Origin of the sequence: Pseudoxanthomonas mexicana, from assembly GCF_046736355.1 — a bacterium.
Lineage (GTDB): Bacteria > Pseudomonadota > Gammaproteobacteria > Xanthomonadales > Xanthomonadaceae > Pseudoxanthomonas_A > Pseudoxanthomonas_A mexicana_B.
Window position 1 is genome coordinate 3,229,056 of sequence record NZ_CP157201.1, and the last position, 26,101, is coordinate 3,255,156.

Here is a 26,101-nt window from a genome sequence, read left to right on the forward strand (position 1 = left end):
GAATGCCCACATTAGCACCGGCCGTCGGGTTGTCAACAGGCAACAAAGGAAAAAATCACTTGTCCCATCAATGGGTTGCGGCGAACTTCAGAGACTTGTTCAAGCCTTATCCACAAGTTGCTGTTTAGTCTCAAATTTTGAGATTGGGGCTGGGTTCACGGTCGTGACCGCGCCTTAACATCGCTGCCCCCCGGTGGAGAGGAGTGGGCGCCTTTCGATGCGCCCTCGCGCGACAATGCCGGCATGTGCGTACTCGCCCTGGCCTGGCAGGCCCATCCCCGCTGGCGGCTGGTGCTGGCCGGCAACCGCGACGAATTCCACGCCCGGCCGACCGCGCCGCTGGCGCGCTGGCCCGAGGCGCCGGGCCTGCTCGCCGGTCGCGACCTCCAGGCCGGCGGCACCTGGGTCGGGATCGACGACCTTGGCCGGATGGCGGTGGTCACCAACGTGCGCGACCCGGCGCAGGCCGGGACAAGGGCGTCCTCGCGCGGCACGCTGGTCAGCGGATTCCTGCGCCGCCGGCTTCCCGCCGCCGCGATGGCCGCGGAACTGCTGGACGAGGCGGCCGGCTACGCGCCGTTCAACCTGCTGCTGGCCGATGCGGCCGACTGCGTGTTCGTCGGCAACCACCCGCATCCCCGCCACCAGGCACTGCCGCCCGGGATCCACGGCCTGTCCAACGGCAACGACCTGCATGCGCCCTGGCCCAAGACCGCGCGGCTGGTGCGGGCGATGCAGGGCTGGATCGCCGGTGGCGGCGAGGATCCCGATGCGCTGTGGCCGGCCTTGTCCGACGAGCGTCGCGCCGAGGATGCGGCCCTGCCCGCCACCGGCATCGGCCTGGCGCGCGAACGCCTGCTCTCGCCGGTCTTCATCCGCGATGCAAGCTACGGCACCCGCGCCAGCACCCTGATCGCCATCGATCATGGAGGACGCGGCTGGATCCGCGAGCGCCGCTTCGGCCCCGGCGGCGCATTCCTGGGCGAGACCACGCTGGCGACCGCCCCGCACTGAACGGGCGGTGCCCGCCTGCGCCGGCGCGGGAGGCGGACGTGCGACAATGCGCGTGGCGGAGCCGGCCAGACAGTCGCGTCATCCCTTGCGGATGCCGAGGAAAGTCCGGGCTCCACAGGGCACGGTGCCAGGTAACGCCTGGGCGGCGCGAGCCGACGGAAAGTGCAACAGAAAGATACCGCCCAAGACCGCGCAAGCGGGACGGCAAGGGTGAAATGGTGCGGTAAGAGCGCACCGCGAGTCCGGCAACGGACCGGCACGGCAAACCCCACCGGGAGCAAGACCAAATAGGGAGGCGATGCTGCGGCCCGCAGTGCCTCCGGGTAGGTTGCTCGAGCGCAGCGGCGACGCTGCGCCTAGAGGAATGACTGTCCACGACAGAACCCGGCTTATCGGCCGGCTCCGCCACTTCCCCTCATTGCCCGTACAGCGCCTTGCGCGGCGCGCCGGTGATCTCGGCCGCCAGCCTGGCCGCGGTCGAGGGCGGCAGGTGCGCGCTGAGCAGGGCGTAGACGCGGCGGCCCTCGGCCAGCTGCGCGGCGGCATCGTCGCCGGCGCCCTGCACCATCAGCACGAACTCGCCCTTGCGCTGATCGGCGTCGGCTTCCACCCGCGCATGCAGCTCGGCCAGCGTGCCGTCGAGCACGGTCTCGAACAGCTTGGTCAGCTCGCGCGCCAGCACCGCCGGGCGATCGTCGCCGAAGGCCGCGCGCAGGTCGGCCAGCGATTCGGCGATGCGGTGCGAGGATTCGTAGAACACCAGCGTGCGCGTCTCGCCGGACAGCCTGGCCAGCGCCTCGCGCCGCGCCGCCGGCCTGGCCGGCAGGAAGCCCTCGAAGGCGAAGCGATCGCTGGGCAGGCCGGCCACGCTCAGCGCCGCGATCACCGCGCTCGATCCCGGCACCGGGCTGACCCTGATCCCGGCCGCGCGCGCGGCGCGCACCAGCCGGAAGCCCGGGTCGCTGACCAGCGGCGTGCCGGCGTCGCTGACCAGCGCCAGCGACTCGCCGGCCTGCAGGCGCGCGACGATGCGCTGGGCCAGCGCGTCCTCGTTGTGCTCGTGCAGGGCCAGCATCGGCGTGGCGATGCCGAAGTGCGCCAGCAACTGGCCGCTGCGGCGGGTGTCCTCGGCGCAGATGGCGGCCACCGTGCGCAGGGTGTCCTGCGCGCGCGGCGACAGGTCGGCGAGGTTGCCGATGGGGGTGGCGACGATGAACAGGGTTCCGGACATCAGGGGGTGTCATCACTTCGGCAAGGGTAGAATCGTAGCCGGTTTCCCTGGAACGGCCGCCGACATGCCCGTGGACATGCGATACGGAAGGATCTTCGCCCTGCTGCTGATGCTGACGCTGCTGTCCGCCTGCGCGACCACGCAGGTCAGCGGCCCTTCGCGCGCGACGGCGCTGGATCCCTCGTTCGCGGCGGCGCGCGCGCTGGCCGCCAGCGACGCGCAACTGGCCGGGCAGGCGCGCGCGGCCAACATGCGCGAGATCGAGCGCCTGCTGGCCACGCTGGACGACGCCACCCTGGCCCGCGACGTCGCCGCCCTGCCGGCCGGCGATCCGCTCTACAACTTCGCCGGTCGCGCCCTGCAGCGGCGTGGCCTGGCGCTGCCGCGCCCGTTCGATCGCAGCGGGCAGTGGCGCTTCGCCGCCGACCGGCCCGCCGCCGACGGCGACGGCTATCGCCCGCCGCTGAAGCTGGCGGTGCTGCTGCCGCTGTCCGGCGACCTGGCCACCGCCGCCGCGCCGGTGCGCGACGGCCTGCTGGCCGGCTATTACGGCGAGCGCCGGCGGCGCCCGGACATCGACTTCTTCGATACCGGCACCACTTCCGCCGGCGCGCTGGCCGCCTATGACCGCGCGGTCGCCGCCGGCGCCGACTTCGTCATCGGCCCGCTCGGCCGCGAAAGCGTGGACGCACTGTTCAACCGCCACGAGCTGCCGGTGTCGTTGCTGGTGCTCAACCGCGGCGATGCCGCGCCGCCGCCGGGCGCGGCGAGCTTCTCGCTGGCGCCGGAGGACGACGGCGTGGTCGCCGCCGAATACCTGGCCGCCCGCGAGCGCAGGCATGCGCTGGTCATCGCCGGCAGCGACGACAGCGGCCGCCGCGCCGCGCAGGCCTTCGGCGCGCGCTTTGCCGAGCGCGGCGGCAAGGTCGCGCAGGTGCTGAGCGTCGGCGACACGCCGGGCGATCTGTCGGCCGCGCTGCAGGCCGCCGCGCAGGCCGGGGTCGATTCGGTGTTCCTGGCGATCAAGGGTTCCACCGCGCGCGTGCTGGCGCCGCAGCTGGCGCTGGCCGGGCTGGCCGGGCGCACGCGCGTGGCCAGTTCGCAACTGCTGTCGGGCACCGGCAAGCCGGAGGAGGACGCGGCGCTGGACGGCATCGCCTTCCCGACCGAGATCTGGACCTCGCGCGGCATCGCCGGCCTGCCCGCGGCGAGCATCACCGGCGAACAGCTCGCCACCGCGCGCGGCCCGGCCGCGCGCCTGTTCGCCTTCGGCTACGACGCCTGGCTGCTGAGCGCCTACCTGGAAAGGCTGGTCACCCAGGCCAACGCGCGCGTGCGCGGCGCCACCGGCACCCTGCAGCTCGACGGCTTCGGCAACGTGCAGCGCACGCCGGCCTGGTCGGTCTTCAGCGGCGGCCGCGCGGTGCCGGTCGCCGATGGCGGTTGACCGCCGGACCCGCGGTGCGGCGGTCGAGGCAGCCGCGCGCGAACACCTGGTCGAGGCGGGCCTGCGGCCGCTGGCCGCCAACGTCAACTATCGCGGCGGCGAACTGGACCTGGTGATGCTGGACCCCGGCGCGCGCGACGGCGACACGCTGGTGTTCGTGGAAGTGCGCTACCGCGCCTCGTCCGCGTTCGGCGGCGGCGCGGCTTCGGTCGATGTCGGCAAGCGGCGCAGGCTGGTGCGCGCGGCGCAGTCCTTCCTGGTCGCGCATCCGCGCCATGCGCAGTCGCCCTGCCGCTTCGACGTGGTCGAGGCCGAGGGCGAGCCGCCGCGGCTGCGATGGATCCGCGATGCGTTCCGCGCCGACGAGATCTGATCCCCCTTCCGCCGCGATTCCGGCGGCGATGCGGACCGTGTCTACAATCCGCCGATGACCCCGATTCCCGATTCCCTGCACCAGACGCTGTCGCGGCTGCTTGGCGACGAAGGCTGGCGCACCGACGAGGCCGCGCGGCTGGCGCACGCCGGCGACGATTCGCGCCGCAGCGCGCCGCCCGCCGCGGTGGCGCTGCCGCGCACGCGCGAGGACGTGGTCGCGCTGGTGCGCGCCTGCCGCGAACACCGCGTGCCGATCGTCGCGCGCGGCGCCGGCACCGGCACCACCGGCGCGGCGGTGCCGGTGCACGGCGGCGTGGTGGTGTCGTTTGCGCGGATGGATCGCATCATCGAGCTGCGCGCGGCGGACCGCTGCGCGGTGGTCGAGCCGGGCGTGCGCAACGGCGACCTGCAGCAGGCGCTGATGCCGCACGGGCTGTTCTGGCCGCCGGATCCGTCCAGCGCGGAAACCTGCACCGTCGGCGGCAACCTGGCGACCAACGCCGGCGGCCCGCGCGCGGTGAAGTACGGCGCCACCCGCGACAACGTGCTGGGACTGGTCGCGGTGACCGGCGCCGGCGAGCTGATCCGCTGCGGCGGACCGTACACCAAGGATTCCACCGGCTACGACCTCACCCACCTGCTCGTCGGCAGCGAGGGCACGCTGGCGCTGATCGTCGAGGCCACGCTGAAGCTGGCCCCGCGCCCGATCGCGCAGGCCGGGCTGCGCGCGTTCTACCGCGACGCGGCCTGCGCGGCGGCGGCGGTGTCGCGGCTGATGGCGCAGCCTTCGGTGCCGGCGATGCTGGAGTTCATGGATCGCCGCAGCCTGGCGCTGCTGCGCCACAACGGCAGCGACGTGCCGGAAGCCGGCGCGATGCTGCTGATCGAGGCGGACGGCGATCACGACACCCTGCCGCGCGCGCTGTCGGCGCTGGGCGCGGCGGCCGAGGGCGAAGGCCTGCTGTCGCTGGACGTGGCCGCCGACGGCGTCGCCCGCGATCGCCTATGGGCCGCGCGGCGCGCGCTGTCGCCGGCGCTGCGCACGATCGCGCCGGGCAAGATCAACGAGGACGTGGTGGTGCCGGTGTCGCGCATCCCGGACCTGGTCGCCGGGGTGGAGGCGCTGTCGGCGGAGTACGCGCTGCCGATCGTCGCCTTCGGCCACGCCGGCAACGGCAACCTGCACGTCAACATCCTGTATCACCCCGACGACGCCGCGGAGACCGCGCGCGCGCAGGCTGCGTTGCCACGCGTGTTCGCATTGGCGCTGGCGCTGGGCGGCACGCTGTCCGGCGAGCACGGCATCGGCCTGGCCAAGCGCGGGTTCATGGCGCAGGCGTTCGACGCGGCGACGCTGGAGGCGATGCGCGCGATCAAGCGGGCGCTGGATCCGGACGGGATCCTCAATCCTGGGAAGGTGTTGCCGTAGCAGGTTGTTCCACCGCGTTCAGTCGGTTGGATCGGCATCGCCGGGCAACAACTGCCGCTCGTGCATCACCGTCAGTACGTCGATCCGTGCCGGCAGCACGATGTAGATCAGGCGATAGGGCGCGATCAGCAGTTCCAATACATCCGGGTGCTGATACTCCAGCACTGCTCGCCCCGAACGGGCCATGCCCGGCCAGCTCAAACGCTTCGACTTGCTCACCAGCATCCGCACCACCCGATCCGCGATCTGGGTATTTCCGGTTTCTTGGCGGATGTAGTCCCGAATCGCCCTCAATCTCGTCTGGGCTCGCGGTGTCCAGACGACCTTCACTCGCCGTCGGCCAGCCCGAACTCGCGCAACACCTCATCGGCCGACGCTCCCAGGCTGATCGCGCTGTCAGCCAGGCCCGCCTCGATTTCCTTGCGCACCACTGCCCGGTAGATCAACTCGTTCCAGCCTGCCGTCTCCGGCAAGGTGTCGATCAACTGGTGCGCCGCTTGCTTGAACGCCAAGGTCGTCATGGTTACGCCTCGCAAGGTAATGGCCGCATTCTAGTCCCTTGGTCCAAGGGAAAGTGAACAGGCCTACTCCTGGCCAATGGCAGCGCATCCAACGACACCGGGATTCCGTATGGGGAACCCGCACTGTCTCGATCTCTTGAAGAACACAGCCATCAATCCTCACGGAAATGATCGTAGCCCATGCGCACAGGCTGCCACGGCCGCCCCGCCCCATCCATCACGTGGATACCCTCGCCGACGACGATGCGGCCGACGCGCGCGACCGGCGTCTCGACGTCGGCGCAGGCGCGGAGCACTTCGTCGCGGCGTTGCGCTGGCGCGGTGAAGCACAACTCGTAATCGTCGCCGCCGCTGGCCTGGAAGACGCGCCGGTGCGCCGGTGCGAAGGCGAGCAGCATCGGCGAGGCCGGCAGCGCGTCGATGTCGATCTCCGCGCCGACGCCGCTGCGTGCGCAGACGTGGCCGAGGTCGGCCAGCAGGCCGTCGGAGACATCGACACAGGCATGCGCCAGCCCGGCCAGCGCAAGTCCGGCGCGCACGCGTGGCGTGGGACGATCCAGCCGCGAGCGCAGCGCGGCGTCGCAGGCGTCCAGCGTCGCCAGCGCGGCGGCGGCGTCGCCAATCGTGCCGGTCACCCAGATATCGTCGCCGGCCTGCGCGCCATCGCGGCGCAGTGCGCGGCCCGGTTCGACCCAGCCCATCGCGGTGACCGCGATCGACAGCGGGCCGCGCGTGGTGTCGCCGCCGACCAGGGCGATGCCGTGCGGTTGCGCCAGCGCCAGGAAGCCGTCGAGGAAGGCGTCGATCCACCCGGCGTCGGATCCGGGCAGCGACAGCGACAGCGTGCACCAGGCCGGCTGCGCGCCCATCGCGGCCAGGTCGGAGAGATTGACCGCCAGCGATTTCCAGCCGATGTCGGCGGCCGTGGTGTCTTGCGGGAAATGCACGCCGGCATTGAGCGTGTCGGCGGTGATCGCCAGTTGCAGGCCCGGCGGCGGCTGCAGCAGCGCGGCGTCGTCGCCGATGCCCAGCACCACGTCGGCGCGCGCGGCGATGCGCGTGCGGATGCGTTCGATCAGGTCGAATTCGCCGGTGCTCATGCGAACAGCATAGCGGCATATCGAGGAAGGCTTGCGTACGAGATGAAAGCCGAGTTGCGATCAGCTTCGCTGCCGCGTTCCCGCCCCCATCCGCCCTTCGGGCACCTTCCCCCGCAAGCGGGGGAAGGGAAGCGGGTTGGATTCAGCGCGTCCTGCCGGCCTCGGCCGGGCGCCAGTCCGGCGCGGCGCGGTCGAGCACGCCGTTGACGTAGGTGTGGCCGTGCTCGGCGCCGAATCGCTTGGCGGTCTCGATGGCCTCGTTGATCACCACGCGGAACGGCACGTCCAGCCGGTGGTGCAGTTCGTAGGTGGCGATGCGCAGCACCGCGCGCTCGATCGGATCGACTTCCTCGACGGTGCGATCCAGGTAGGGCAGCAGCGCCTCGTCCAGCGCGGCGCGGTGGCGGACGACGCCGCGCACCAGGTCCTCGAAATACTCCAGGTCGGCGATCTCGTGCGCCTGCTCGTGGGCGAACTGCGCGATCACCTGCCCGACCTCGCCGCCGGACACCTGCCAGGCGTACAGGGCCTGCAGCGCGCGGCGACGCGCGCGTGCGCGGGTGACCGGATCCACGCCGTCGCGGCGCGGGGGATGCTGATGTCGGCTCACGCTCGCTCCTGTCCTGCGGGTTGCTGCAACTGCGCGATCAACTGCGCCATCTCGATGGCCGCCAGCGCGGCCTCCTCGCCCTTGTTGCCGTGGCTGCCACCGGCGCGCGCCTCGGCGTCCTCGATGCGCTCGACCGCCAGCACGCCGTTGAGCACCGGCACGCCGGTGTCCAGCTGCACGCGCATCAGTCCTTCCGCGCAGCGGTCGGCGACGTGTTCGTAGTGGCGGGTGTCGCCGCGGATCACGCAGCCCAGCGCGACGATCGCCACATGCCCGCCAGCCTGCGCCAGGTGCGCGGCGGCGACCGGGATCTCCCACGCGCCGGGCACGCGCACCACGTCCACCGCCTCCTCGGCCACGCCGTTGCCGGCCAGGCTCTGGCGCGCGCCGGCCACCAGCACGTCGGTGATGCGCGGGTTCCAGCGGCTGGCGATGATCGCGAAGCGGGCGCCTTCGGGGGCGCGCAGATCGCCTTCGTAGTGGGACATGGGCGTGGGAGTCCTTGGGGGCGGGAGTTTAGCAGGTGGGTGGGTGGGGATCAGAGGCTAGAGGCCAGAGGCCAGAGGCCAGAGGCTAGAGGCTAGAGGCTAGAGGCTAGAGGCCAGGGGATGCTTTTTTCGAAGCTGCCCGACATGCAAGGGAAGCCAGCGCTTTTTCCGAATCCCAAATCCCGAATCCCCGCTTTCAACGGACGAATGTCCGGTCATCCCCGCCCCGCCTCACACGTACTCCACCACCTCCAGCCCGAACCCCGCCAGCCCCACCTGCCGCCGCGGCGTGCCCAGCACGCGCAGCCGGCGCAGGCCCAGGTCGGCCAGGATCTGCGCGCCGGCGCCGTTGCGGCGCCACTGGCCCACGTCCTTGCCGTTGGCGCGGACCTCGGGCTGCTGGCGCAGCCGCGCCAGCAGCGCCTCGGCGTTGCGCGGTTCGGACAGCACCACCATCACGCCCTGCCCTTCGGCGGCGATGGCGCGCAGCGCATCGGTGGCGGCCACGCCGAAATCCTCCCGCCGCCAGTGCAGCAGGTCGGCCAGCGGGTTCTCCACCTGCACGCGCACCAGCGCCGGCGCGGACGCGCCGGGCGTGCCGCGCACCAGCGCGAAATGCAGGTCGTGGGCGATGCGGTCGCGGTAGGTCACCAGCCGGAACGGGCCGAACTCGGTGTCGATGTCGCGCTCGTCGACGCGCTCGACGGTGTGCTCGGTCGCCAGCCGGTAGGCGATGAGATCGGCGATCGAACCCATCTTCAGGCCGTGCTCCCTCGCGAATACCTCCAGCTGCGGGCGCCGCGCCATCGTGCCGTCGGGGTTGAGCACCTCGACCAGCACGCCGGCCGGCTCCAGCCCGGCCAGCATCGGCAGGTCGCCGGCCGCCTCGGTGTGGCCGGCGCGGGTCAGCACGCCGCCGGGCTGGGCGATCAGCGGGAAGATGTGGCCCGGCTGGCTCAGATCGGAAGGCCTGGCGTCCGGCCGCACCGCGGTGCGCACGGTGTGTGCGCGGTCATAGGCGGAAATGCCGGTGGTCACGCCCTCGGCCGCCTCGATGCTGACGGTGAAGTTGGTGTGGAACTGCGCGGTGTTGTTCTGCACCATCGGCGCCAGCCCCAGCTGCGCGCAGCGCTCGCGGGTCAGTGACAGGCACACCAGGCCGCGCGCGTGGGTGACCATGAAGTTGATGTCCGACGGCTTGACCAGCTCGGCGGCCATGATCAGGTCGCCTTCGTTCTCGCGATCCTCGTCGTCGACGATGACGACCATGCGGCCGTTGCGGATTTCTTCGAGCAGTTCGGGGATGGGGGCGAAGGACATTGCGTATTCCGGAAAATGGGATGGGAGGCGTCCGGCTTCAGGCCGCCGGCGCGCCCTGCAGCAGCCGCTCGACGTAGCGCGCGACCAGATCGATTTCGAGGTTGACCGCATCGCCGATGCGAGTCTGCGCGAAGGCGGTGTGCGCGACCGTGTGCGGGATCAGCGCGACCTCGAAGCCTTCGCCGTCGACCTCGTTGACGGTCAGGCTGACGCCGTCGACGCAGATCGAGCCTTTCTTCGCGACGTACTTCAGCAGCGGGGCCGGAGCGGCGAAGCGCCAGCGCTGCGCGCGCGCGTCCGGAACGACGGCCAGCACGCGGCCGGTGCCGTCGACGTGGCCGCTGACCAGGTGGCCGCCGAGGCGATCGGTGGGCCGCATCGCCCGCTCCAGGTTCACCGCCGCATCGACCGGCAACGCACCCAGCGTGGTCAGCGCCAGCGTCTCGTTGGACGCATCGGCCCGGAAGGAGACGGCATCGGAATCGATCACGGTCAGGCACACGCCGTTGACCGCGATGCTCTCGCCCAGGCGCACGTCGTCGAACGCCAGCGTGCCGGCCTCGAAGGTGAAGCGGACGTCGCCGCCGCGCGGCTCCCGGCCGGCCAGCCGGCCGACGCCTTCGATGATGCCCGTGAACATCAGCGCGCCTCCCCGGGCCGGCGCCAAACGCCGTTGCGCGGCAAGGCCCCGCGCATCGCCGCGGACGGCGGCGCCGGCTGTTGCAGAAGGATGTGCATGTGCATGGAACGTTTCCCGCGATGGACGAGGCGAGAACGTCCCCAGGGCGGCGGACGCGCGCGGACGGGCGCGACGCGGTGGCGTCGCCTGTTCGCGCGCAGCCGTCTTCTTTCATCCGGACTGTGACCGTCGGCTCCGGCATTCGACCGGATCTGCTGACCTTGCGGACATCCGGCTCCGGGTGGAGCGGCATGCGCCGCAAGCGCTCGCGGGCTCGCCCTCGCGCTGGATTGCGAAGACCTACCGCCGGTGGGGAATTGCACCCCGCCCTGAAGACGTTGCATGAGGTGGGCCGGCGAACCGGCGGGCGGATTCTAGCATTGCCCGTCGTCGCGGCCATCACGGCGGGACGGACGCTGCATCCCGCCGGCGTCGCCGGCGCTGCGCGCCTTCAATCCGGCTTGCGGCGCAGATGCAGAATCAACGGCCAGCGGATGCGCCGGGCGGCGGCGGGATCGCCCCAGGCCGCGGCCAGCAGCGGCCCCAGGTCGGCCACCGCGTCGCGGCCGGTGGCCTGCCGGTAACCGACCGCCGCCGACAGGCTGCCGACGTAGCCCAGCACCTGCGCCAGGGTCCAGTCGGCGGTCAGCACCAGGTTGGGCGCGGGCAGCGGCTCGAACGGCCAGCGGTAGTGCTGGTAGCCCAGGTCCACGTCGTTGCGCTCCGGCGGCCAGTACGGGTCGATGTGGTCGCGCACCTGTTCGGCGGCCTCGGCCATGTCGTCGTCGTAGACCGCGTCCTGGTAGGTCCACGCGGCCAGCACGCCGCCCGGGCGCAGCACGCGCTCGCAACCGGCGAAGAACGCCTCGCGGTCGAACCAGTGCAGCGCCTGCGCCACCGCGACCAGGCCGACGCTGGCATCGGCCAGGCTCGGCTGGTCGGCGGCCTCCACCCGCAGGGTGACGTTGGCCTGCGGCTGCGCCTGCGCCCAGTGCCGGGCGAGCTGGGCGGCGCTGGGATCGCAGGCGTGGACGTGGGCGAAGCGCGCGGCCAGCCCGCGCGTGGCCTGGCCGCTGCCGCAGCCCGGCTCCCAGACTTCCGCCGTGGACGGCACGTACACGGCGATCGCCTCGAACAGCGCGTCCGGATAGCCCGGGCGCGAGGCCGCGTAGTGGGCGGCGACGCCGGAGAAGTGGTCCTTGAAGACGGCGGGCATGGATTCAGGACACGGCGGAGGACGGCTGCAGCAGCAGGCGCTGATCCTCGCCAATGGCGCGCGCATCGACAACCCGCAGGTGCGCGCGCTGCGCCATCGCCTCGATGCCCAGCCCGGCGAACAACGGCCGCGCGCGGTCACCGAGCAGCACCGGCGCCACGTACAGCAGGATCTCGTCGGCCAGGCCGGCGGCGACGAACGCGCCGGCCAGGGTCGCGCCGGCCTCCACCTGCACCTCGTTGATGTCGCGCGCGGCCAGCAGTTCCAGCACCGCGAGCAGGTCGAAGCGGCCGCCGACCACCGGCGCGACCACGCGCTGGGCGTCGATCTCGCGCGGCGGCTTGGCCTGCGCGTCGTGGACGTACAGCGTCGGCGCCTCGCCCTCGCGCACCTTGCCGCGCGCCACCGTCGCCAGCCCGGGGTCCAGCACCACCCGCAGCGGCGGCACGAACGGGGTGTCGTCGCCCAGCCGCACGGTCAGCGAGGGATCGTCGGCCAGCACGGTGCCGGCACCGGTCAGGATCGCGCCGGCGCAGGCGCGCCAGTGCTGCACGTCGCGGCGCGCGGCCTCGCCGCTGATCCACTTGGACTCGCCGTCGGCCATCGCGGTGCGCCCGTCCAGGCTGGTCGCCAGCTTGATCCGCAGCCACGGCCGGCCACGCTCGATGCGCGAGATGAAGCCGCGGTTGAGCCGGCGCGCCTGCGCCTCCATCAGCCCCGATTGCACCGCGATGCCGGCCGCGCGCAGCCGGTCGAAGCCGGCGCCATCGACGTGCGGGAACGGATCCCGCATCGCCGCGACCACCCGCGCCACGCCGGCGGCGATCAGCGCATCGGCGCAGGGGCCGGTGCGGCCGGTGTGCGCGCACGGCTCCAGCGTCACGTAGGCGGTGGCGCCGCGGGCGCGCTCGCCGGCCGCCTGCAGGGCCAGCACTTCCGCATGCGGTTCGCCGGCCCGGCGATGCCAGCCCTCGCCCACCATTTCGCCATCGCGGGCGATCACGCAGCCCACCATCGGGTTGGGCCGCGTCGTGTAGGCGCCGCGCTCGGCCAGGCGCAGCGCGTGCGCCATGCACTGGTGGTCGAAGGCGGTGAAGCTGGTCTCGCTCACGGCAGCGGCATCCCCGTTCGCTGTCCGCGTGCCAGTCCGGCGGCAGCGTCGTCCGCCTTGCGGGCGCCAGCCGGCGGCACCCGCGTCATCGACTCGCCGGGATGGACGATGCCCACGCCGTTCAACGCTTCCTGTGCTTGTCCGGATGCTTGCCGAACGGCACCACGTCGCCGCCCAGCAGCGGCAGCTGCGTCTCGCCGGCCGGCAGGTCGCGCTCCAGCTTCTCGATTTCCTCGCGGAAATCGGCCACGTCCTGGAAGCTGCGGTAGACCGAGGCGAAGCGCACGTAGCCGACGTGGTCGAGCTTGCGCAGCTCGTTCATCACGAACTCGCCGATCCGGCGCGAGGCGATCTCGCGCTCGCCGCTCATGCGGATGGCATGCACCACCGCGCGCACCGCCGCCTCGATCTGCTCCTCCGAAACGGGGCGCTTCTGCAGCGCGCGGTCGAAGCCGGCGCGCAGCTTGCGCGCATCGAACACGTCGCGGCGGCCATCGCTCTTGATGACCGCCGGCAGCTTGATCTCGATGTTCTCCAGCGTCGAGAAGCGCTCCCCGCACGCCTCGCACTCGCGGCGGCGGCGGATCGTCGCGCCGTCCTCGGACACGCGCGAATCGATGACGCGGGTATCGGTGTGCTGGCAGAAGGGGCAGTGCATGGGGCTAGGAGTGAGCGGAGAGAAGTGAGAAGTGAGTGGGCATCGTCATCGGAGGGTACCAGCGGCGTTCAGGCAAGGCGACAAGAGCGTTGCTCTCGCTCACTCCTCACTTCTCTCCACTCACTCCTCGCCCTCAGCCATAAACCGGAAACCTCCGGCACTGCGCCGTCACCACCTCGCGCACGCGGGCGATGACCGCCTCGTCCTTCGGCGCGTCGAGCACGTCGCAGATCGCGTGGGCCAGTTCGACGCAGTCGGCCTCGAGGTAGCCGCGCGTGGTCACCGCCGGGGTGCCGATGCGCAGGCCGGAGGTGACGAACGGCTTCTGCGGGTCGTTGGGCACGGCGTTCTTGTTGACGGTGATGTGCGCCTTGCCCAGCGCTTCCTCGGCGGCCTTGCCGGTGATGTCCTTGCCGATCATGTCCACCAGCATCAGGTGGTTCTCGGTGCCGCCGGAGACGATCTTGTAGCCGCGCTCGATGATGGTCCTGGCCATCGCCTGCGCGTTCTTCACCACCTGCTGCTGGTAGGCCTTGAACTCCGGCTCCAGCGCTTCCTTGAACGCCACCGCCTTGGCCGCGATGACGTGCATCAGCGGGCCGCCCTGGATGCCGGGGAAGACGATCGATTGCAGCTTCTTCTCGATTTCCTCGCCGGCGCCCTTGGCCAGGATGATGCCGCCGCGCGGGCCGCGCAGGGTCTTGTGGGTGGTCGAGGTGACCACGTGGGCGTGCGGCAGCGGGTTCGGGTAGACGCCGGCGGCGACCAGGCCGGCCACGTGCGCCATGTCGACGAACAGGTAGGCGCCGACCTTGTCGGCGATGGCGCGGAAGCGCGCCCAGTCCACCACCTGCGAATAGGCGGAGAAGCCGGCCACGACCATCTTCGGCTTGTGCTCCAGCGCCAGCCGCTCGACCTCGTCGTAGTCGATCAGGCCCTGGTCGTTGACGCCGTACTGCACCGCGTCGAACAGCTTGCCCGAGGCGTTGACCTTGGCGCCGTGGGTGAGGTGGCCGCCGTGGGCCAGCGACATGCCCAGGATGGTGTCGCCCGGGTTGAGCAGGGCGAAGTACACCGCCTGGTTGGCCTGCGAGCCGCTGTGCGGCTGCACGTTGGCGTAGTCGGCGCCGAACAGCTGCTTGACCCGGTCGATGGCCAGCTGCTCGGCCACGTCCACGTATTCGCAGCCGCCGTAGTAGCGCTTGTGCGGGTAGCCTTCGGCGTACTTGTTGGTCAGCACGCTGCCCTGCGCCTCCAGCACGCGCGGGCTGGCGTAGTTCTCGCTGGCGATCAGCTCGACGTGATCCTCCTGCCGGCGCGCCTCGTCGGCGATGGCCTGGGCCAGTTCGGGATCGTAGGTTTCGATGCGGGCGTCGCGCGGGAACATCGTGGCTCCGGAGGATGGGCGGCAGGGCCCCGGATTGTAGCCCGCCGGGGTCGCCCGCACGAATGCACCCCGCGCCCGGCCCTCAAAAGCGAAAAGCGCGCCGGAGCGCGCTTTTCGTCGAACCGCCGGGAACCGCCTCTGTAGCCCGGCTCCACAGCATCGTGGACGTCAGTGGTGCAGCAGCAGGTCGGCGATGATGCCGGTGGCGATGGCCACCATCAGCAGGTTGCCGCGGTCGTCGCGCACCCAGTGGTAGCCATGCGGCGGGCGGCGGACGTGGTAGCGGCCGTAGTCGTGCACCACGTAGACCGGGCCGCGGTAGTAGTCGTGGTAGCGCTGGCCGCGCGCCCAGCGGTGCGGCGCGGGGTGGTGGTACACGACGCGCGGCGGCGCCGGGCGGTAGTGGTGGACGACGACCGGCCTGTGGCGGCGGTCGTAGCGGTTGTCGTGGCGACGGCCGTCCTGGTAGCCCTGCCGGTAGGCGTGGCGGTTGTCGTGGCGCCTGTCGTAGCGGTTGTCGTGGCCGCGGCGGTCATCACGGCGGTCGTACTGGTGGTGGCGGTTGCCGCGGTTGTCGTCGCGCGCCAGCACCGGCGCGGTGACGGCGAATGCGAACACGGCGCAGGTCAGGGCCTGGAGCAAACGTCTGCTGTTCATGGCGACTCCGTGATGAAGGTGTGACAGCCCCCATCATGCGAGCGGCAACTGAACCGATTCCGGCTGGAAACGGTTACCCCCGGCGGCGGCCGTTGCCGCTCGGCTGGCATTCAGCCAATGGCCACGTGGCCTTGCCGGTATAATCGGTGCCTTCCCTCTCCTGCCTCCGCCCGCGGCCCCGTGTCCGGGCGCTGGCCCCGTGCCACCGGAGTCACCATGTCGCAGTACATCTACACCATGAACGGCGTGTCCAAGACGGTCCCGCCCAAGCGCCAGATCATCAAGGACATCTCGCTGAGCTTCTTCCCCGGCGCCAAGATCGGCCTGCTGGGCCTCAACGGCGCCGGCAAGTCCACGGTGCTCAAGATCATGGCCGGCGTGGACACCGACTTCTCCGGCGAGGCGCGCCCGCAGCCGGGCATCAAGGTCGGCTACCTGGCGCAGGAACCGGAACTGGATCCGGCCAAGACCGTGCGCGAGGCGGTGGAGGAAGGCGTCGGCGAGGTGCTGCAGGCGCAGGCCGCGCTGGAGAAGATCTACGAGGCCTACGCCGAGGAAGGCGCCGACTTCGACAAGCTGGCCGCCGAGCAGCAGCGGCTGGAGGCGATCCTCGCCGCCGGCGATGCGCACACGCTGGAGAACCAGCTGGAAGTGGCCGCCGACGCGCTGCGCCTGCCGCCGTGGGACGCGGTGATCGGCAACCTGTCCGGCGGCGAGAAGCGCCGCGTGGCGCTGTGCCGCCTGCTGCTGCAGAAGCCGGACATGTTGCTGCTCGACGAGCCGACCAACCACCTCGACGCCGAGTCGGTGGAGTGGCTGGAGCAGTTCCTGCAGCGCTATCCCGGCACCGTGGTGGCGGTCACCCACGATCGCTACTTCCTCGACAATGCCGCCGAGTGGATCCTGGAGCTGGATCGCGGCCGCGGCATCCCGTGGAAGGGCAACTACACCGACTGGCTGGTGCAGAAGGAAGAGCGCCTGAAGCAGGAGGAGAACCAGGAGAAGGCGCGCCAGAAGGCGATCGCCAAGGAACTGGAATGGGCGCGGCAGAACGCCAAGGGCGGCCGTTCCAAGGGCAAGGCGCGCCTGGCCCGCCTGGACGAGCTGCAGTCGGTCGAATACCAGCGCCGCAACGAGACCAACGAGATCTTCATCCCGCCGGGCGAGCGCCTCGGCAACAGCGTCATCGAGTTCAAGAACGTCAGCAAGAAGTTCGGCGACCGCCTGCTGATCGACAACCTGAGCTTCCTGGTGCCGCCGGGCGCGATCGTCGGCATCATCGGCCCCAACGGCGCCGGCAAGTCCACGCTGTTCAAGATGATCACCGGCAAGGAGAAGCCGGACTCGGGCGAGATCAACATCGGCCCGACGGTCAAGCTGGCCTACGTGGACCAGAGCCGCGACGCGCTGACCGGCAACCACAACGTGTTCCAGGAAGTCTCCGGCGGCCTGGACATCCTCAACATCAACGGCGTGGAGATCCAGTCGCGCGCCTACATCGGCCGCTTCAACTTCAAGGGCCAGGACCAGCAGAAGCTGGTCGGCTCGCTGTCGGGCGGCGAGCGCGGCCGCCTGCACATGGCCAAGACCCTGTTGCAGGGCGGCAACGTGCTGCTGCTGGACGAACCGTCCAACGACCTGGACATCGAGACGCTGCGCGCGCTGGAAGACGCGCTGCTGGAGTTCCCGGGCAACACGTTCGTCATCTCGCACGATCGCTGGTTCCTGGATCGCATCGCCACCCACATCCTCGCCTTCGAGGGCGACTCGCACGTGGAGTTCTTCCAGGGCAACTACCGCGAGTACGAGGAAGACAAGAAGCGTCGCCTCGGCGCCGAGGGCGCGCAGCCGCACCGCCTGCGGTTCAAGGCGCTGAAGTGACGCATCGGCCCGGCCGCACACACGCGGCCGGGCCGGTTCCGGAAGCGACATTCCCTGTGGGAGCGACGTCAGTCGCGATGAGGCCTTACCGGCTGCCCGTCGCGACTGACGTCGCTCCCACAGCTTCCACAGATCCCGCAGGCCCTCAGCGCCGGCCCAGCATCCGCTTCAGCCAGACCGCGGCGAAATGCGCCCAGATGGCGCCTGCCACGGTGGCGTGGGTGAACACGCTCCGCCGCGAGGCCTCGAACTTGCGGAAATACCGCCACAGCCCGCGGTGCTTGTGCCATTCGACGAACAGCGGGCGCGCGCGGCTGGACACCCCGCGCACGTGCACCACCGCCAGTTCGTTGACCACCGCCACCCGTGCGCCGGCCATGCGCGCGCGCCGGCACAGATCCAGATCCTCGGCGTGCAGCCGGTAGCCCTCGTCCAGCCCGCCCAGCCGGGCGAACAGATCCCGCGGCAGCAGCATCAGCGCGCCGGAGATCGCCTCCACCGGCTGCACCGCCAGTTCCGGATCGCGCGGCACGTCCAGCGCCGCGCGCGCGGGCGAGGCCAGCATCGCGGCGAAGTCCGGATCCCGGCGGCGCGCGGCCGGATCGCGGCGGCCGTCCTCGCCAACCAGGTCCACGCCCAGCAACGCCGGCCCGCCCAGCGCGACGGCGTGATCGCGCAGCCGCGCCAGCGTGTCGGCCTCCACCCGCAGGTCCGGGTTGACGAAGGCCAGCCACGGCGCGCTGGAATCGCCCGCGCCCTGGTTGCAGCCGACCGCGAAGCCGGGATTGTCGGGATTGGCGATGAAGCGCAGGCGCGGATCGGCCAGCGCGTGCCGCTGGACGATCTCCAGGGTGTCGTCCTGCGAGGCGTTGTCGACCACGCGGATCTCGGCCACGTCGCGCGCGGCGCGCAGCCGCAGCAGGCAGTCGTCGAGCGTGGCCGCGCTCTCGTGGCTGACCACGACGGCGGCGATGGCGCGCGGGTCAGTCGAACAGTTCACGCTGGCGCTCCGGCGCATCGAGGCTCGCGCACAGTTGCGAGAGCTGCGCGCGCATCGCGCGCAGCGGATCGCCCATCAGGAAGTCGGCCAGGCGAGGATGCCAGGCCGGCCAGCGCGCGTTGAGCGCGTCCATGTCGCCGTCGGCCGGCACGCCCTCGCCGCCGCGGGCGACGAACGCGGTCTCGCACAGCGCGTTGCGCCAGCCCAGCCCGGACAGCCGCAGCGACAGGTCGATCAGCGCCGCGTACCAGGAACCGTAGCTGCTGGCGTCGAGCCCGCCGGCGCGCTGGCGCGCGCGGGCGCGCAGGGCGACCGCGTGGCCGACCGCGGCGGGCAGTTCGGGATGGACCGGCGGCATCGCCGCGCAGGCCTGCGCGGTGCGCGCGAAGTCGGATGGCGGCGCGACGATCTCGCCGATGCGCGGCCACGCCGCCGCCTCGCCGGCGTTGCACCACGGCGTGGCGGTGGCGATGGCGGCGTCGCGCGCCAGGCAGGCGGCCAACTGCGCCAGCCAGCCCGGCAGCGGCTGCGCGTCGGGCGCCAGCACCACCACGTCGACGCCCTCGCAGGCCCGCAGCATCTGGTCCAGGTGGGCGACCTCCCCCAGCGGCTGCGGGCGCCGGGTGTAGTCGGCGCGCAGCCGGGTCCTGCCCAGCCAGCGCTCGACGATCGCCAGCCCGCGCGGGCCGGCCTGCGCGTCGTCGGCCAGCCACACGCGGGTGCCGGCCGGGGTACCGGCGTCGAGCGCGCCCAGGCAGGCGTCGAGCGCATCGTCGTCCACGCCCACCGGCAGCAGCACGACGGGCAACTCGGCGCCGGCCGCGCTCACTTCTTCTTCGGCGCGTGCAGCGGCTCCAGCGCGCGGAAGCGCTGGCCGTACTCGTCGGTCAGTGCGTTGGCTTCCTGCGGATTGCGCACGATGGTCGGGGTCAGCAGCACGATGACCTCGCTGCGCTCGCTGCGCGAGGTCTGGCGGCCGAACAATCCGCCGATGACGGGCAGCCGGCTCAGACCGGGCATGCCGCGCGATCCCTTGTTGGCGCCGTCGCTGATCAGGCCCGCCAGCATCACCGTGTTGCCGGCCTGCACCGCCGCCTCGGTCTTGAGCCGGCGCGTGTTGATGCGCACGTTGCCGTTGTCGTCGGGGATGTCGCCGGGCGTGCTGACCTCCTGCACGATGTCCAGGAACACCATGCCGTCGCGGGTCACGCGTGGGCGCACCTTCAGGATGATGCCGGTGTCCAGGTACTGCACCTGGCTGTAGGTGCTGTCGCCGCCCAGGCCGGGATTGACCGTGACCGACGAGATCGGGATGCGGCTGCCGACGTTGAGCGTGGCCTCGGCGTTGTTGCGCACGAACACCGACGGGGTCTGCAGCAGGCGCACGTCGGTGACCTCGTCCAGCGCAGTGATGATGGCGGCGGCATTGCGTCCCAGGAAGGTCCAGCTGAACCCGGGACCGATCGCGTTGTTGGCGCTGCCGGTGCCGGTGATGTTGCCGGCCAGTCCGCTCCAGGTGGTGCGGCCCTCCGCGCTGGGCAGGCCGACGTCGGTCACCGCGCGCTCGAAATACCAGTTGACGCCGTAGCTCAGGTCACCGGTCAGGGTCACTTCGGCCACCTGCGCCTCGATGTGCACCTGCATCGGCATCACGTCGAGCTTCTCGACCACCTCACGGATCGACTGCCAGGCGCTGGCGCTGGCGCGCACCAGCAGCGTGTTGGTCTCCTCGACCGCGGATACGCCGACGCGGCTGCCTTCCACTTCCAGCGTCACCGCCGCGTTGCCGTTGTCGCGCTGGTTCAGCGACAGCGATCCGCTGCCCAGCCCGCCGCCGGAACCGCTGCTGCCGCCGAAGCCGACGCTGCCGTCGCGCCCGTCCACGCCGGCGTCGTTGATCTGCACCGGGTCGGTGCCGGGCATCAGCGACACGTTGCCGGGACCGCCGGTGGCGCGGCCCTCGCCGCTCGCGCCGGCGCCGAACACCTCGGCCAGCCGCTGCGCCAGTTCCTTGGCCTTGATGTACTTCAGCTCGTAGGAGAACAGCCGGCTGCCCTCGCCGGCGCTGTCGATGCGCTCCAGCCACTGCTGGATCTGATCCAGGTAGGCCGGCTGCGGGGTGATCACCAGCACCGCGTTGGCGCCTTCCAGCGGCAGGAAGCGGAACATGCCGGCGCTGGGCGTCTTGCTGTCCTGGCCGAACACCTTCTCCAGGTCCGCCACCACCTTGGTCGCGCGGCCGGACTGCAACGGGAACACGCCCACCGACATGTTCGACAGCCAGTCCACGTCGAAGATCTCGACCGTGCGCAGGTAGTTCTCCAGCTCGCTGCGCGAGCCGGCCAGCGTGATCACGTTGCGCGAGGCGTCCACCGCGACGATCGCGTTCGGGCGCGCGTACGGCTCCAGCACCTTCTTCATCTCGCTGGCGGAGATGAAGCGCAGCGGCACCACCCGCACCTCGTGTCCGCGCGCGCCGGCGGCGTCGCCGGTGCGCGGGGCGACGGTGCCGGCCAGCGCCTGGTCGGCCGGGACGATGTTGTAGCGGCCGCCGGTGTAGATCAGCCGCGCGTTGTTCCAGCCCAGCACCATCTCCAGCAGGCTCAGCGCCTCGGCCGGCGAGACCGGGTTGGGCGTGCCCAAGGTCACCGTGCCCTGCACGCCGGGCGCGATCACGTAGTTCTGCCCGAGCATGTCGCCGAGGATGGCCTTGACCACCGCGTGCACCGACTCGCCCTCGAAGTTGAAGGTGGCCGCGCCGCTGCTGGCCCCGCGCAGCGACGGCGGCGGCGCGCTGGCGGCGCCGCGGTTGATCATCTGCCCGCTGCCGCGGCGGATCTGCGCCTGCGGCCCGCTGCGCGGCGGTTCGGCCTCGGCCAGCGGCACGGTCTGCGCCTCGCCGGACGCGGCGGCCGGCGCCGGGGTACGGCGCACGTCGGGCGTCGGGACGCTGGCGCAGGCGGCCAGCATGCCGATGCACAGGGGAAGGGAAAGGAAACGTAGCCTCATGCCTGCACTCTACTGTGTCTGTCCGGGCGGGGCCGGAGGGGTCGGGTTCTGTTCCTGCCGCCGGCGCTGCTCGCGGCGGGCCTCGATGCGCCGGCGGATTTCCTCCATCTGCGCCTCGGTGCTCTGCGGCTCGACGGTGGCCGTCGGGGCCTGCGGCGCGGCCGGTTCGGCAGGCGGGGGAGCAGCGGTCGCCGCCGCCGGGGCGGATGCGGCCGGCGCGGGACCGCCGGTGATGCGCGGCGCGGAAACCGGCGGCGCCTGCGCGCCCGGCGAAGGCGCCGCGACCGGCGTCGGCGGCGCGCCGCCGCTGCCGTCGAATACGCGCAGTTCCAGCGTGCGCCGTCCTTCCGGGCCTTCGAACACCGCGCTGCGCGGCAGCAGTTCCACCAGCCGCCAGCCCGGCTGCCCCTGCGGGGCCTCGCCCAGCCGCACCCGCACGCCTTCGCCGCCCTGCGCCGGTTGCAGGATCGCCAGCTTCAGCGCCGGGGTGTCCAGCACGCTGCTGAGCACGTAGTCGAAGCCCTGCGGCGCGCCTTCCTGCTGGCCGGCGATGAAGAACGGCTGCGGCTGGCGGTTGCGCGAGAACAGCGGGCGCTCGCCGATGACGGCGTACTGCGGCAGCGGCCCGACCCGGTCGGCGGCCGGCGCCTGCAACTGCGGCAGGCGGTCGGCCTGCGCCGGATCGTCGGGCAGCGGCGCGACCCGTCCGCCCACCCCGAACAGCACCAGCCCGTAGACCAGCACGGCCCAGCCGGCGACCACCGCCAGCACGCCGGTACGCGGCGCCAGGGCGTCAGGGCGCATCGGCGCCTCCCGCGGCGGCGCCCGCGGCCGGCGCGGGAGGCGCGGCGGCGGGCTTCAGGTAGCCGTACAGGTCGAAGCTGACGTCCAGTCCGCCGCCGCCGGTCTCCTGGCTGTTGTAGGCGTAGACCTGGGTCAGCAGGTTGAGGTTCTCGATGAACAGCCGCGGCCGGCCGGTCTCCAGCGCGTGCAGCATCGAGGTCAACTCCGGCATGCCGCAGCGCAGGCGCACCTGCACCGCCACCCGCGGATACGGATCGCCGCCGGGCAGGCTCAGCGGCGACTGGTTGGAGATGGCGCAGCTGCGGTTGCCGGGGCTGGCCTCGCGCACCACCGCCTCCAGCCGCTGCACCAGGCCGGCGGTGGCCAGTTCGACGGTGGCCTCGGGCAGGAAGCCCGGCCGCTGCGCCTGCTGCGCCAGCGCCTGCTGCAGCTGCGCCTCGACCTGCGGGGCGCGCCGGAGCTGGGCGCGCACGCGCTGGTCGCGCTCGCGCAGCTCGTCGATGCGGGCGTTGGCCTCGGCCAGCGGCACGCTCCACCACGGATGCACCAGCGCCATGTAGGCCAGCGCCAGCACGGCCAGCAGCAGGCCCAGCGCCAGCCAGCGGTCGCGATCAGTCACGGCTGGCGCCATCGGCGTCTCCTCGCTGCGGCCGTGGCGCGGCCGGCGGCGCGACCAGTTCGGCGGTCAGGGTGAAGCGGTCCATGCGCGTGCCGGGATCGGGTTGCAGCGCCCCGCTGAGCGCCGGCGAGCGCCACAGCGGCGAGCCCTCGAGCCGCCCGACCAGGGCGGACGCCTCCGGGCTCAGGCCGATCAGGGTCAGCCGCTCGCCCTCGATCGACAGCTTCTCCAGCCAGGTGCCGTCGGGCAGCCGGCGGGTCGCCTCGGCCAGCACCTCGACGCTGGTCGGCCGCGCGGCGCGCGCCTTGTCCAGCGCGGCGGTGCCCTCGATCAGGCTGACCAGCAACTGCTGGCGGGCGGCGGCGCGGCGCGCCTCCGGCGCCTTGTCCTCGATCGCCGCGGCCAGCGCGTCGGCGGCGGCGCGGCGGTTGTCCAGCAGTTGCCACATCGCCCCGGCGGTGGCCAGCAGCGCGATCGCCGCCAGCAGCCACTGCCAGCGCCGCTGCGGCGCGGCGCGCGCGCTGCGTTCGGCCGGCGGCAGCAGGTTGACGCCCAGCGGCGCGCCTTCGGCGTCGGCCGCATCGACGCCGGACAGCGTGCCGGCCAGGCCGCCGAGCGCGGCCAGCGCGGCGTCGAAGCGCTCGCGCGGGACCACCGCCAGCTCGGCCTCGATCTGGCCGTCGGCGCGGCGCTGCACGATGCGCGCGTCGAAACGCACCGCCTCGGCGGTGAACGGGGTCTGCCGGTCGATCTCGAACCCGGCCACGTCGCGCAGGCGCTCGGCCGCGGCCGCCGGCAGCAGCAGGCCGCGGCGCAGCACGCTGGCGGCCGGCAGCAACAGCCAGCGCGGCAGTTCGGCGGCGCGGCGATCGAGCACGGACTCCAGTTCGGCTGGTTCCAGCGGCAGCGGCAGGCGCGCCAGCGGCTGGCATTCGGCCGCGCGCTGCCAGTCCAGTTGCAGCTCGTCGCCGTCGGCGCGCAGCAGCAGGCGCTCGCGCGACAGGCCCAGCAGCGCGCGCCAGCGCGCCGGCAGCAGCGCGGCCAGCGAGCGTCCCCACCAGTCCAGCAGGTCGCCCGCGCCCGGCCCCAGCCGGGCGGTCCGCCGCCGCAGGCTTTCGCGCATCGTGTTCATTGCGGCGGCTCTCCCTCCTCCCACCGGAGTATCGTGTAGACCGAACCCGGCACCGGGCCTCCTCCCGTACGCACCACCGTCCGTAGCGCCGCCTGCCGGCCATTGGGAAGGCGCGCGCGGCTCTCGATACTATACGTGCCGCTGCCGGCGCCGACGAACTGCGCGCCGTCGGCGGCCAGCGGCCCCTCGCGCTGGGCCAGCCACGCCTGCGCGTCCAGGCCCATCGCGGTCAGCACCGGGGCGGGCGCGAACGCCGGGTCCGGCATCGCCCGGCCGGAATGGAGGGTCAGCCACGGCGACAGCCGCGCGTACAGCGCCGGCGTCATCCCCAGCACCTGCCCCAGCTCGGCGACGGTGTCGAACGGCGCGTCCTTGGCTCCGTAGGGCAATCCGGCCGCGGCGTAGTCGGCGTCCTCGGCGCTGCCCACCGGCTGGCCCAGCGAGTCGGGATCGCGCCAGTCGATGATCGCCGCGGCCATCCGCTCGGCCGCCTCGCGCGGCTCGCCGACCGCCTGCATCAGCAGCGACAGCAACTGCGCGTCGGCCTGGTTCAGATCGACCTTGCCGCTCTCGTCGACGATGCGCACCTGCACGTCGCTGCCGGCGAACCGCCAGTCGTAGCGACGGCCGTCGGCGACCCAGCGCGTCTGCGGCTGCCGATCCTGCACGCGCAGCAGGGCGTACTCGACGCCGGCGCGGGCGATCTGCTGGGCGGCGGCGCCCTCGCGCAACACCCGGCCCTGCAACGACTCGATGCGCGCGGTCAGCGCGAACGCGCCGATCAGCGCCGCCAGCAGCGCCACCAGCCACAGCACCAGCAGCAGGGCCGCCCCGCGCGCCGCGTTCATCGCCGCTCCTGCGGCGGCAGCGCGGCGCCGGCGCCACCGCCGCCCTCGCTGCGCGCCAGCGTCACCACCATCTCCGGCCACCACTGGCCGTCGGCCGACTGCACCTGCATGGCCACCTGCAACGGCAGCTGGTCCGCGGCCTGCCACTGATCCTGCCAGGGACCGAGCGCGTTGTCGGCGCCCAGCCCGCGGTAGCGGAATCGCACCTGGCGCAGATCGCCGGCCAGCGTGTCCGGCGCGCGCGGCGGGGACTCGCGCACGGTGGTCCCGGCCTGCACCATCGCGAATTCCACGAGCAGGCGGCCGTCGTCGCCGGCGCGCACGTCGTACAGGTAGGGACCGCCGCGGCCCAGGTAGTCGGGCAGGTCGGCGACGAAGCGCACGCGCTGCGCCTCGCCGATGAAACGCGACTGCTGCAAGGTCGCCGGATCGGTTGCGAACGCCACCGGCAGCGCCGAGGTCAGGTGGTTGCGCATGAACTGTTGCACGGCGCGGATGCGCTCGTTGCGCTCGGCCAGGATCTCGCCGCGGTTGACCAGCGCGGTGGCCGAGCGCAGCGTGGCGAAGGCCAGCGCCAGTCCGGAGGCCAGCAGCACGGTGGCCACCAGCACTTCCATCAGGGTGAAGCCGGAAGCGGCGCGCTTCACTGGATCGCCTGCGGCTGGTCCGGATCCAGCGGCGCCAGCCGCAGCGTCTGCCAGCGCAGCCGCTGGTCCGGCCCGTCGCCCCAGCTCACCGCCAGGTCCAGCGCCAGCAGGCGCGGCGCGTACGGATCGAGCAACGCCCCGGCCGCGCGCGGCTCGTCGTAGGGCGCGACCTCCAGCGTCCAGCGGTAGCGGCCTTCCTCGAAGCGTCCTTGCGACCGGCCCGGCCGCAGCGGCTCGCCGACGCCGACGCCGGCCAGCAGCGACTGCGCGTGCAGGCTGGCGCGGCTGGCGTCGCCGGCCTGGCGCACCTGCCGCGCCGCGCCCGACAGCGAGCCCAGCAGCAGGGTCAGCGCCAGTGCCAGCAGGGCGAAGGCGACCACGACCTCCAGCAGGGTGAAGCCGCGCTGCCGCCTCACGACAGCGGCACCGCTTCGGCGCGCGCGATCGTCACCTGCCCGGTCAGCCAGCCGACGTCGACGACCCAGGCGGCCTCGCCGCGCTGCAGGCGCACCCGCCCGCCGGTGGAGCCGCCGTCGTGGAAGAACAGGATGCCGCCCTCGCCCGCGCGTTCCTGCGCCTGCCGCGCGCCGGTGAAGGCCACGCCGATCGCGGCCGGCACCTCGCCACGGCGATCGTTGGGCGCGCGCCAGCGGCGCGCATGCGGATCGATGACGAAGCGCTGCGGCCGACCGGTGGCGATGGCCTGCGCGCGGGTGTAGCGCAGCTGCGCGGCGATCTCCTTGGTCTGCGAGCGCAGCTGCATGCCGGCGATGCCACCGGTCAGCACCATCGCCGCCAGCAGGCTGGCGACGGCGATCAGCGCGACCACCAGCATCATCTCCAGCAGCGAGACGCCGCGCATGGCGCGCCGCGCGCGGCGGGGGCGGGACAGGCTCGGTGCCATCGCGTCCGGCTCCG

General features: G+C 72.4%; 27 protein-coding genes, 1 other RNA gene, 1 pseudogene and 1 riboswitch. Of the genes and pseudogenes, 6 read left to right on the top strand and 23 right to left on the bottom strand.

What is annotated here, in order from left to right; translation table 11 throughout:
- Positions 1-243: 243 nt before the first annotated feature.
- Positions 244-1,014 carry an NRDE family protein gene (locus AAG688_RS14930; protein ID WP_411832979.1) on the top strand — a complete coding sequence of 257 codons (771 nt, stop codon included), beginning with the start codon at positions 244-246 and terminating at the stop codon, positions 1,012-1,014.
- 57 nt (positions 1,015-1,071) lie between these two features.
- Positions 1,072-1,422: RNase P RNA component class A (gene rnpB, locus AAG688_RS14935), an RNA gene on the top strand.
- Positions 1,423-1,429: 7 nt separating this feature from the next.
- Here rnpB and rsmI read toward each other — a convergent pair.
- Positions 1,430-2,245: a 16S rRNA (cytidine(1402)-2'-O)-methyltransferase gene (gene rsmI / locus AAG688_RS14940; RefSeq protein WP_411832980.1), complete on the bottom strand. Its 816-nt coding sequence runs from the start codon at positions 2,243-2,245 to the stop codon at positions 1,430-1,432.
- Positions 2,246-2,402: 157 nt separating this feature from the next.
- On the opposite strand from rsmI, the pseudogene AAG688_RS14945 reads away from it, so the two are divergent.
- From AAG688_RS14945 to AAG688_RS14955, 3 genes and pseudogenes are all read left to right on the top strand, one after another.
- Positions 2,403-3,692: pseudogene (locus AAG688_RS14945) on the top strand (penicillin-binding protein activator); the annotation flags it as partial.
- The gene (locus tag AAG688_RS14950) at positions 3,682-4,065 is read left to right on the top strand and encodes a YraN family protein (RefSeq protein ID WP_411832981.1); all 384 of its coding nucleotides are present in this window, start codon (positions 3,682-3,684) and stop codon (positions 4,063-4,065) included. The pseudogene AAG688_RS14945 and the gene AAG688_RS14950, both read left to right, overlap by 11 nt.
- A gap of 54 nt (positions 4,066-4,119) precedes the next feature.
- A complete protein-coding gene (locus tag AAG688_RS14955; RefSeq protein ID WP_411832982.1) occupies positions 4,120-5,496 on the top strand; it encodes an FAD-binding oxidoreductase in 1,377 nt (458 codons plus the stop codon).
- An 18-nt stretch (positions 5,497-5,514) separates the two neighbouring features.
- On the opposite strand, the gene AAG688_RS14960 is transcribed toward AAG688_RS14955, so the two are convergent.
- From AAG688_RS14960 to AAG688_RS15015, 12 genes are all read right to left on the bottom strand, one after another.
- Positions 5,515-5,826, bottom strand: coding sequence for a type II toxin-antitoxin system RelE/ParE family toxin (locus AAG688_RS14960; RefSeq protein WP_411832983.1), 312 nt, complete (start codon positions 5,824-5,826; stop codon positions 5,515-5,517).
- Positions 5,823-6,017, bottom strand: coding sequence for a hypothetical protein (locus AAG688_RS14965; RefSeq protein ID WP_411832984.1), 195 nt, complete (start codon positions 6,015-6,017; stop codon positions 5,823-5,825). Before AAG688_RS14965 ends, AAG688_RS14960 begins: the two co-directional genes overlap by 4 nt.
- Positions 6,018-6,169: 152 nt before the next feature.
- Positions 6,170-7,117, bottom strand: a complete 948-nt coding sequence (gene thiL / locus AAG688_RS14970; RefSeq protein WP_411832985.1) for a thiamine-phosphate kinase — start codon at positions 7,115-7,117, stop codon at positions 6,170-6,172.
- Positions 7,118-7,259: 142 nt separating this feature from the next.
- A complete protein-coding gene (gene nusB, locus AAG688_RS14975) occupies positions 7,260-7,727 on the bottom strand; it encodes a transcription antitermination factor NusB (RefSeq protein WP_411832986.1) in 468 nt (155 codons plus the stop codon).
- Positions 7,724-8,215 (bottom strand): 6,7-dimethyl-8-ribityllumazine synthase, encoded by a 492-nt coding sequence (gene ribH, locus AAG688_RS14980; protein WP_411832987.1) that lies wholly within the window; start codon positions 8,213-8,215, stop codon positions 7,724-7,726. Before ribH ends, nusB begins: the two co-directional genes overlap by 4 nt.
- 231 nt (positions 8,216-8,446) lie before the next feature.
- On the bottom strand, positions 8,447-9,535 hold the full coding sequence (gene ribB, locus AAG688_RS14985; protein WP_411832988.1) for a 3,4-dihydroxy-2-butanone-4-phosphate synthase: 1,089 nt from the start codon (positions 9,533-9,535) through the stop codon (positions 8,447-8,449).
- Between the two features lie 37 nt (positions 9,536-9,572).
- Positions 9,573-10,175 (bottom strand): riboflavin synthase, encoded by a 603-nt coding sequence (locus tag AAG688_RS14990; protein WP_411832989.1) that lies wholly within the window; start codon positions 10,173-10,175, stop codon positions 9,573-9,575.
- Positions 10,176-10,373: 198 nt separating this feature from the next.
- A riboswitch (FMN riboswitch) is annotated at positions 10,374-10,555 on the bottom strand.
- 110 nt (positions 10,556-10,665) lie between these two features.
- A complete protein-coding gene (locus AAG688_RS14995; RefSeq protein WP_411832990.1) occupies positions 10,666-11,430 on the bottom strand; it encodes a class I SAM-dependent methyltransferase in 765 nt (254 codons plus the stop codon).
- Positions 11,431-11,434: 4 nt separating this feature from the next.
- Positions 11,435-12,502: a bifunctional diaminohydroxyphosphoribosylaminopyrimidine deaminase/5-amino-6-(5-phosphoribosylamino)uracil reductase RibD gene (gene ribD / locus AAG688_RS15000; protein WP_411835030.1), complete on the bottom strand. Its 1,068-nt coding sequence runs from the start codon at positions 12,500-12,502 to the stop codon at positions 11,435-11,437.
- A 160-nt stretch (positions 12,503-12,662) separates the two neighbouring features.
- On the bottom strand, positions 12,663-13,199 hold the full coding sequence (nrdR, locus tag AAG688_RS15005; RefSeq protein ID WP_411832991.1) for a transcriptional regulator NrdR: 537 nt from the start codon (positions 13,197-13,199) through the stop codon (positions 12,663-12,665).
- 133 nt (positions 13,200-13,332) lie between these two features.
- Positions 13,333-14,586, bottom strand: coding sequence for a serine hydroxymethyltransferase (gene glyA, locus AAG688_RS15010; RefSeq protein WP_411832992.1), 1,254 nt, complete (start codon positions 14,584-14,586; stop codon positions 13,333-13,335).
- 168 nt (positions 14,587-14,754) lie between these two features.
- The gene (locus AAG688_RS15015) at positions 14,755-15,243 is read right to left on the bottom strand and encodes an RcnB family protein (protein WP_411832993.1); all 489 of its coding nucleotides are present in this window, start codon (positions 15,241-15,243) and stop codon (positions 14,755-14,757) included.
- A 216-nt stretch (positions 15,244-15,459) separates the two neighbouring features.
- On the opposite strand from AAG688_RS15015, the gene ettA reads away from it, so the two are divergent.
- Positions 15,460-17,124 carry an energy-dependent translational throttle protein EttA gene (gene ettA, locus AAG688_RS15020; protein ID WP_411832994.1) on the top strand — a complete coding sequence of 555 codons (1,665 nt, stop codon included), beginning with the start codon at positions 15,460-15,462 and terminating at the stop codon, positions 17,122-17,124.
- Between the two features lie 145 nt (positions 17,125-17,269).
- Here ettA and AAG688_RS15025 read toward each other — a convergent pair whose 3' ends face one another.
- Genes AAG688_RS15025 through xpsH form a run of 10 tightly spaced genes read right to left on the bottom strand, consistent with a single transcriptional unit; the run spans position 17,270 to position 26,087 of the window.
- The gene (locus AAG688_RS15025) at positions 17,270-18,124 is read right to left on the bottom strand and encodes a glycosyltransferase family 2 protein (RefSeq protein WP_411832995.1); all 855 of its coding nucleotides are present in this window, start codon (positions 18,122-18,124) and stop codon (positions 17,270-17,272) included.
- Positions 18,108-18,953 (bottom strand): glycosyltransferase family 2 protein, encoded by an 846-nt coding sequence (locus AAG688_RS15030; protein WP_411832996.1) that lies wholly within the window; start codon positions 18,951-18,953, stop codon positions 18,108-18,110. The genes AAG688_RS15025 and AAG688_RS15030 overlap by 17 nt, the downstream gene beginning before the upstream one ends.
- The gene (gspD, locus tag AAG688_RS15035) at positions 18,950-21,133 is read right to left on the bottom strand and encodes a type II secretion system secretin GspD (protein ID WP_411832997.1); all 2,184 of its coding nucleotides are present in this window, start codon (positions 21,131-21,133) and stop codon (positions 18,950-18,952) included. The genes AAG688_RS15030 and gspD overlap by 4 nt, the downstream gene beginning before the upstream one ends.
- A gap of 9 nt (positions 21,134-21,142) precedes the next feature.
- Entirely contained in the window at positions 21,143-21,937 is a 795-nt protein-coding gene (locus AAG688_RS15040; protein ID WP_411832998.1) for a hypothetical protein, read from the bottom strand.
- Positions 21,927-22,568, bottom strand: coding sequence for a type II secretion system protein GspM (gene gspM / locus AAG688_RS15045; protein WP_411832999.1), 642 nt, complete (start codon positions 22,566-22,568; stop codon positions 21,927-21,929). Before gspM ends, AAG688_RS15040 begins: the two co-directional genes overlap by 11 nt.
- Positions 22,549-23,688 (bottom strand): PilN domain-containing protein, encoded by a 1,140-nt coding sequence (locus AAG688_RS15050; protein WP_411833000.1) that lies wholly within the window; start codon positions 23,686-23,688, stop codon positions 22,549-22,551. Before AAG688_RS15050 ends, gspM begins: the two co-directional genes overlap by 20 nt.
- Positions 23,685-24,536, bottom strand: a complete 852-nt coding sequence (locus tag AAG688_RS15055; RefSeq protein WP_411833001.1) for a general secretion pathway protein GspK — start codon at positions 24,534-24,536, stop codon at positions 23,685-23,687. The genes AAG688_RS15050 and AAG688_RS15055 overlap by 4 nt, the downstream gene beginning before the upstream one ends.
- Complete coding sequence (locus tag AAG688_RS15060) at positions 24,533-25,183, bottom strand: prepilin-type N-terminal cleavage/methylation domain-containing protein (RefSeq protein ID WP_411833002.1); 651 nt, start codon at positions 25,181-25,183, stop codon at positions 24,533-24,535. Before AAG688_RS15060 ends, AAG688_RS15055 begins: the two co-directional genes overlap by 4 nt.
- Positions 25,180-25,599 carry a type II secretion system protein XpsI gene (gene xpsI / locus AAG688_RS15065; RefSeq protein ID WP_411833003.1) on the bottom strand — a complete coding sequence of 140 codons (420 nt, stop codon included), beginning with the start codon at positions 25,597-25,599 and terminating at the stop codon, positions 25,180-25,182. The genes AAG688_RS15060 and xpsI overlap by 4 nt, the downstream gene beginning before the upstream one ends.
- A complete protein-coding gene (gene xpsH, locus AAG688_RS15070) occupies positions 25,596-26,087 on the bottom strand; it encodes a type II secretion system protein XpsH (RefSeq protein ID WP_411833004.1) in 492 nt (163 codons plus the stop codon). The genes xpsI and xpsH overlap by 4 nt, the downstream gene beginning before the upstream one ends.
- Between the last annotated feature and the right edge of the window lie 14 nt (positions 26,088-26,101).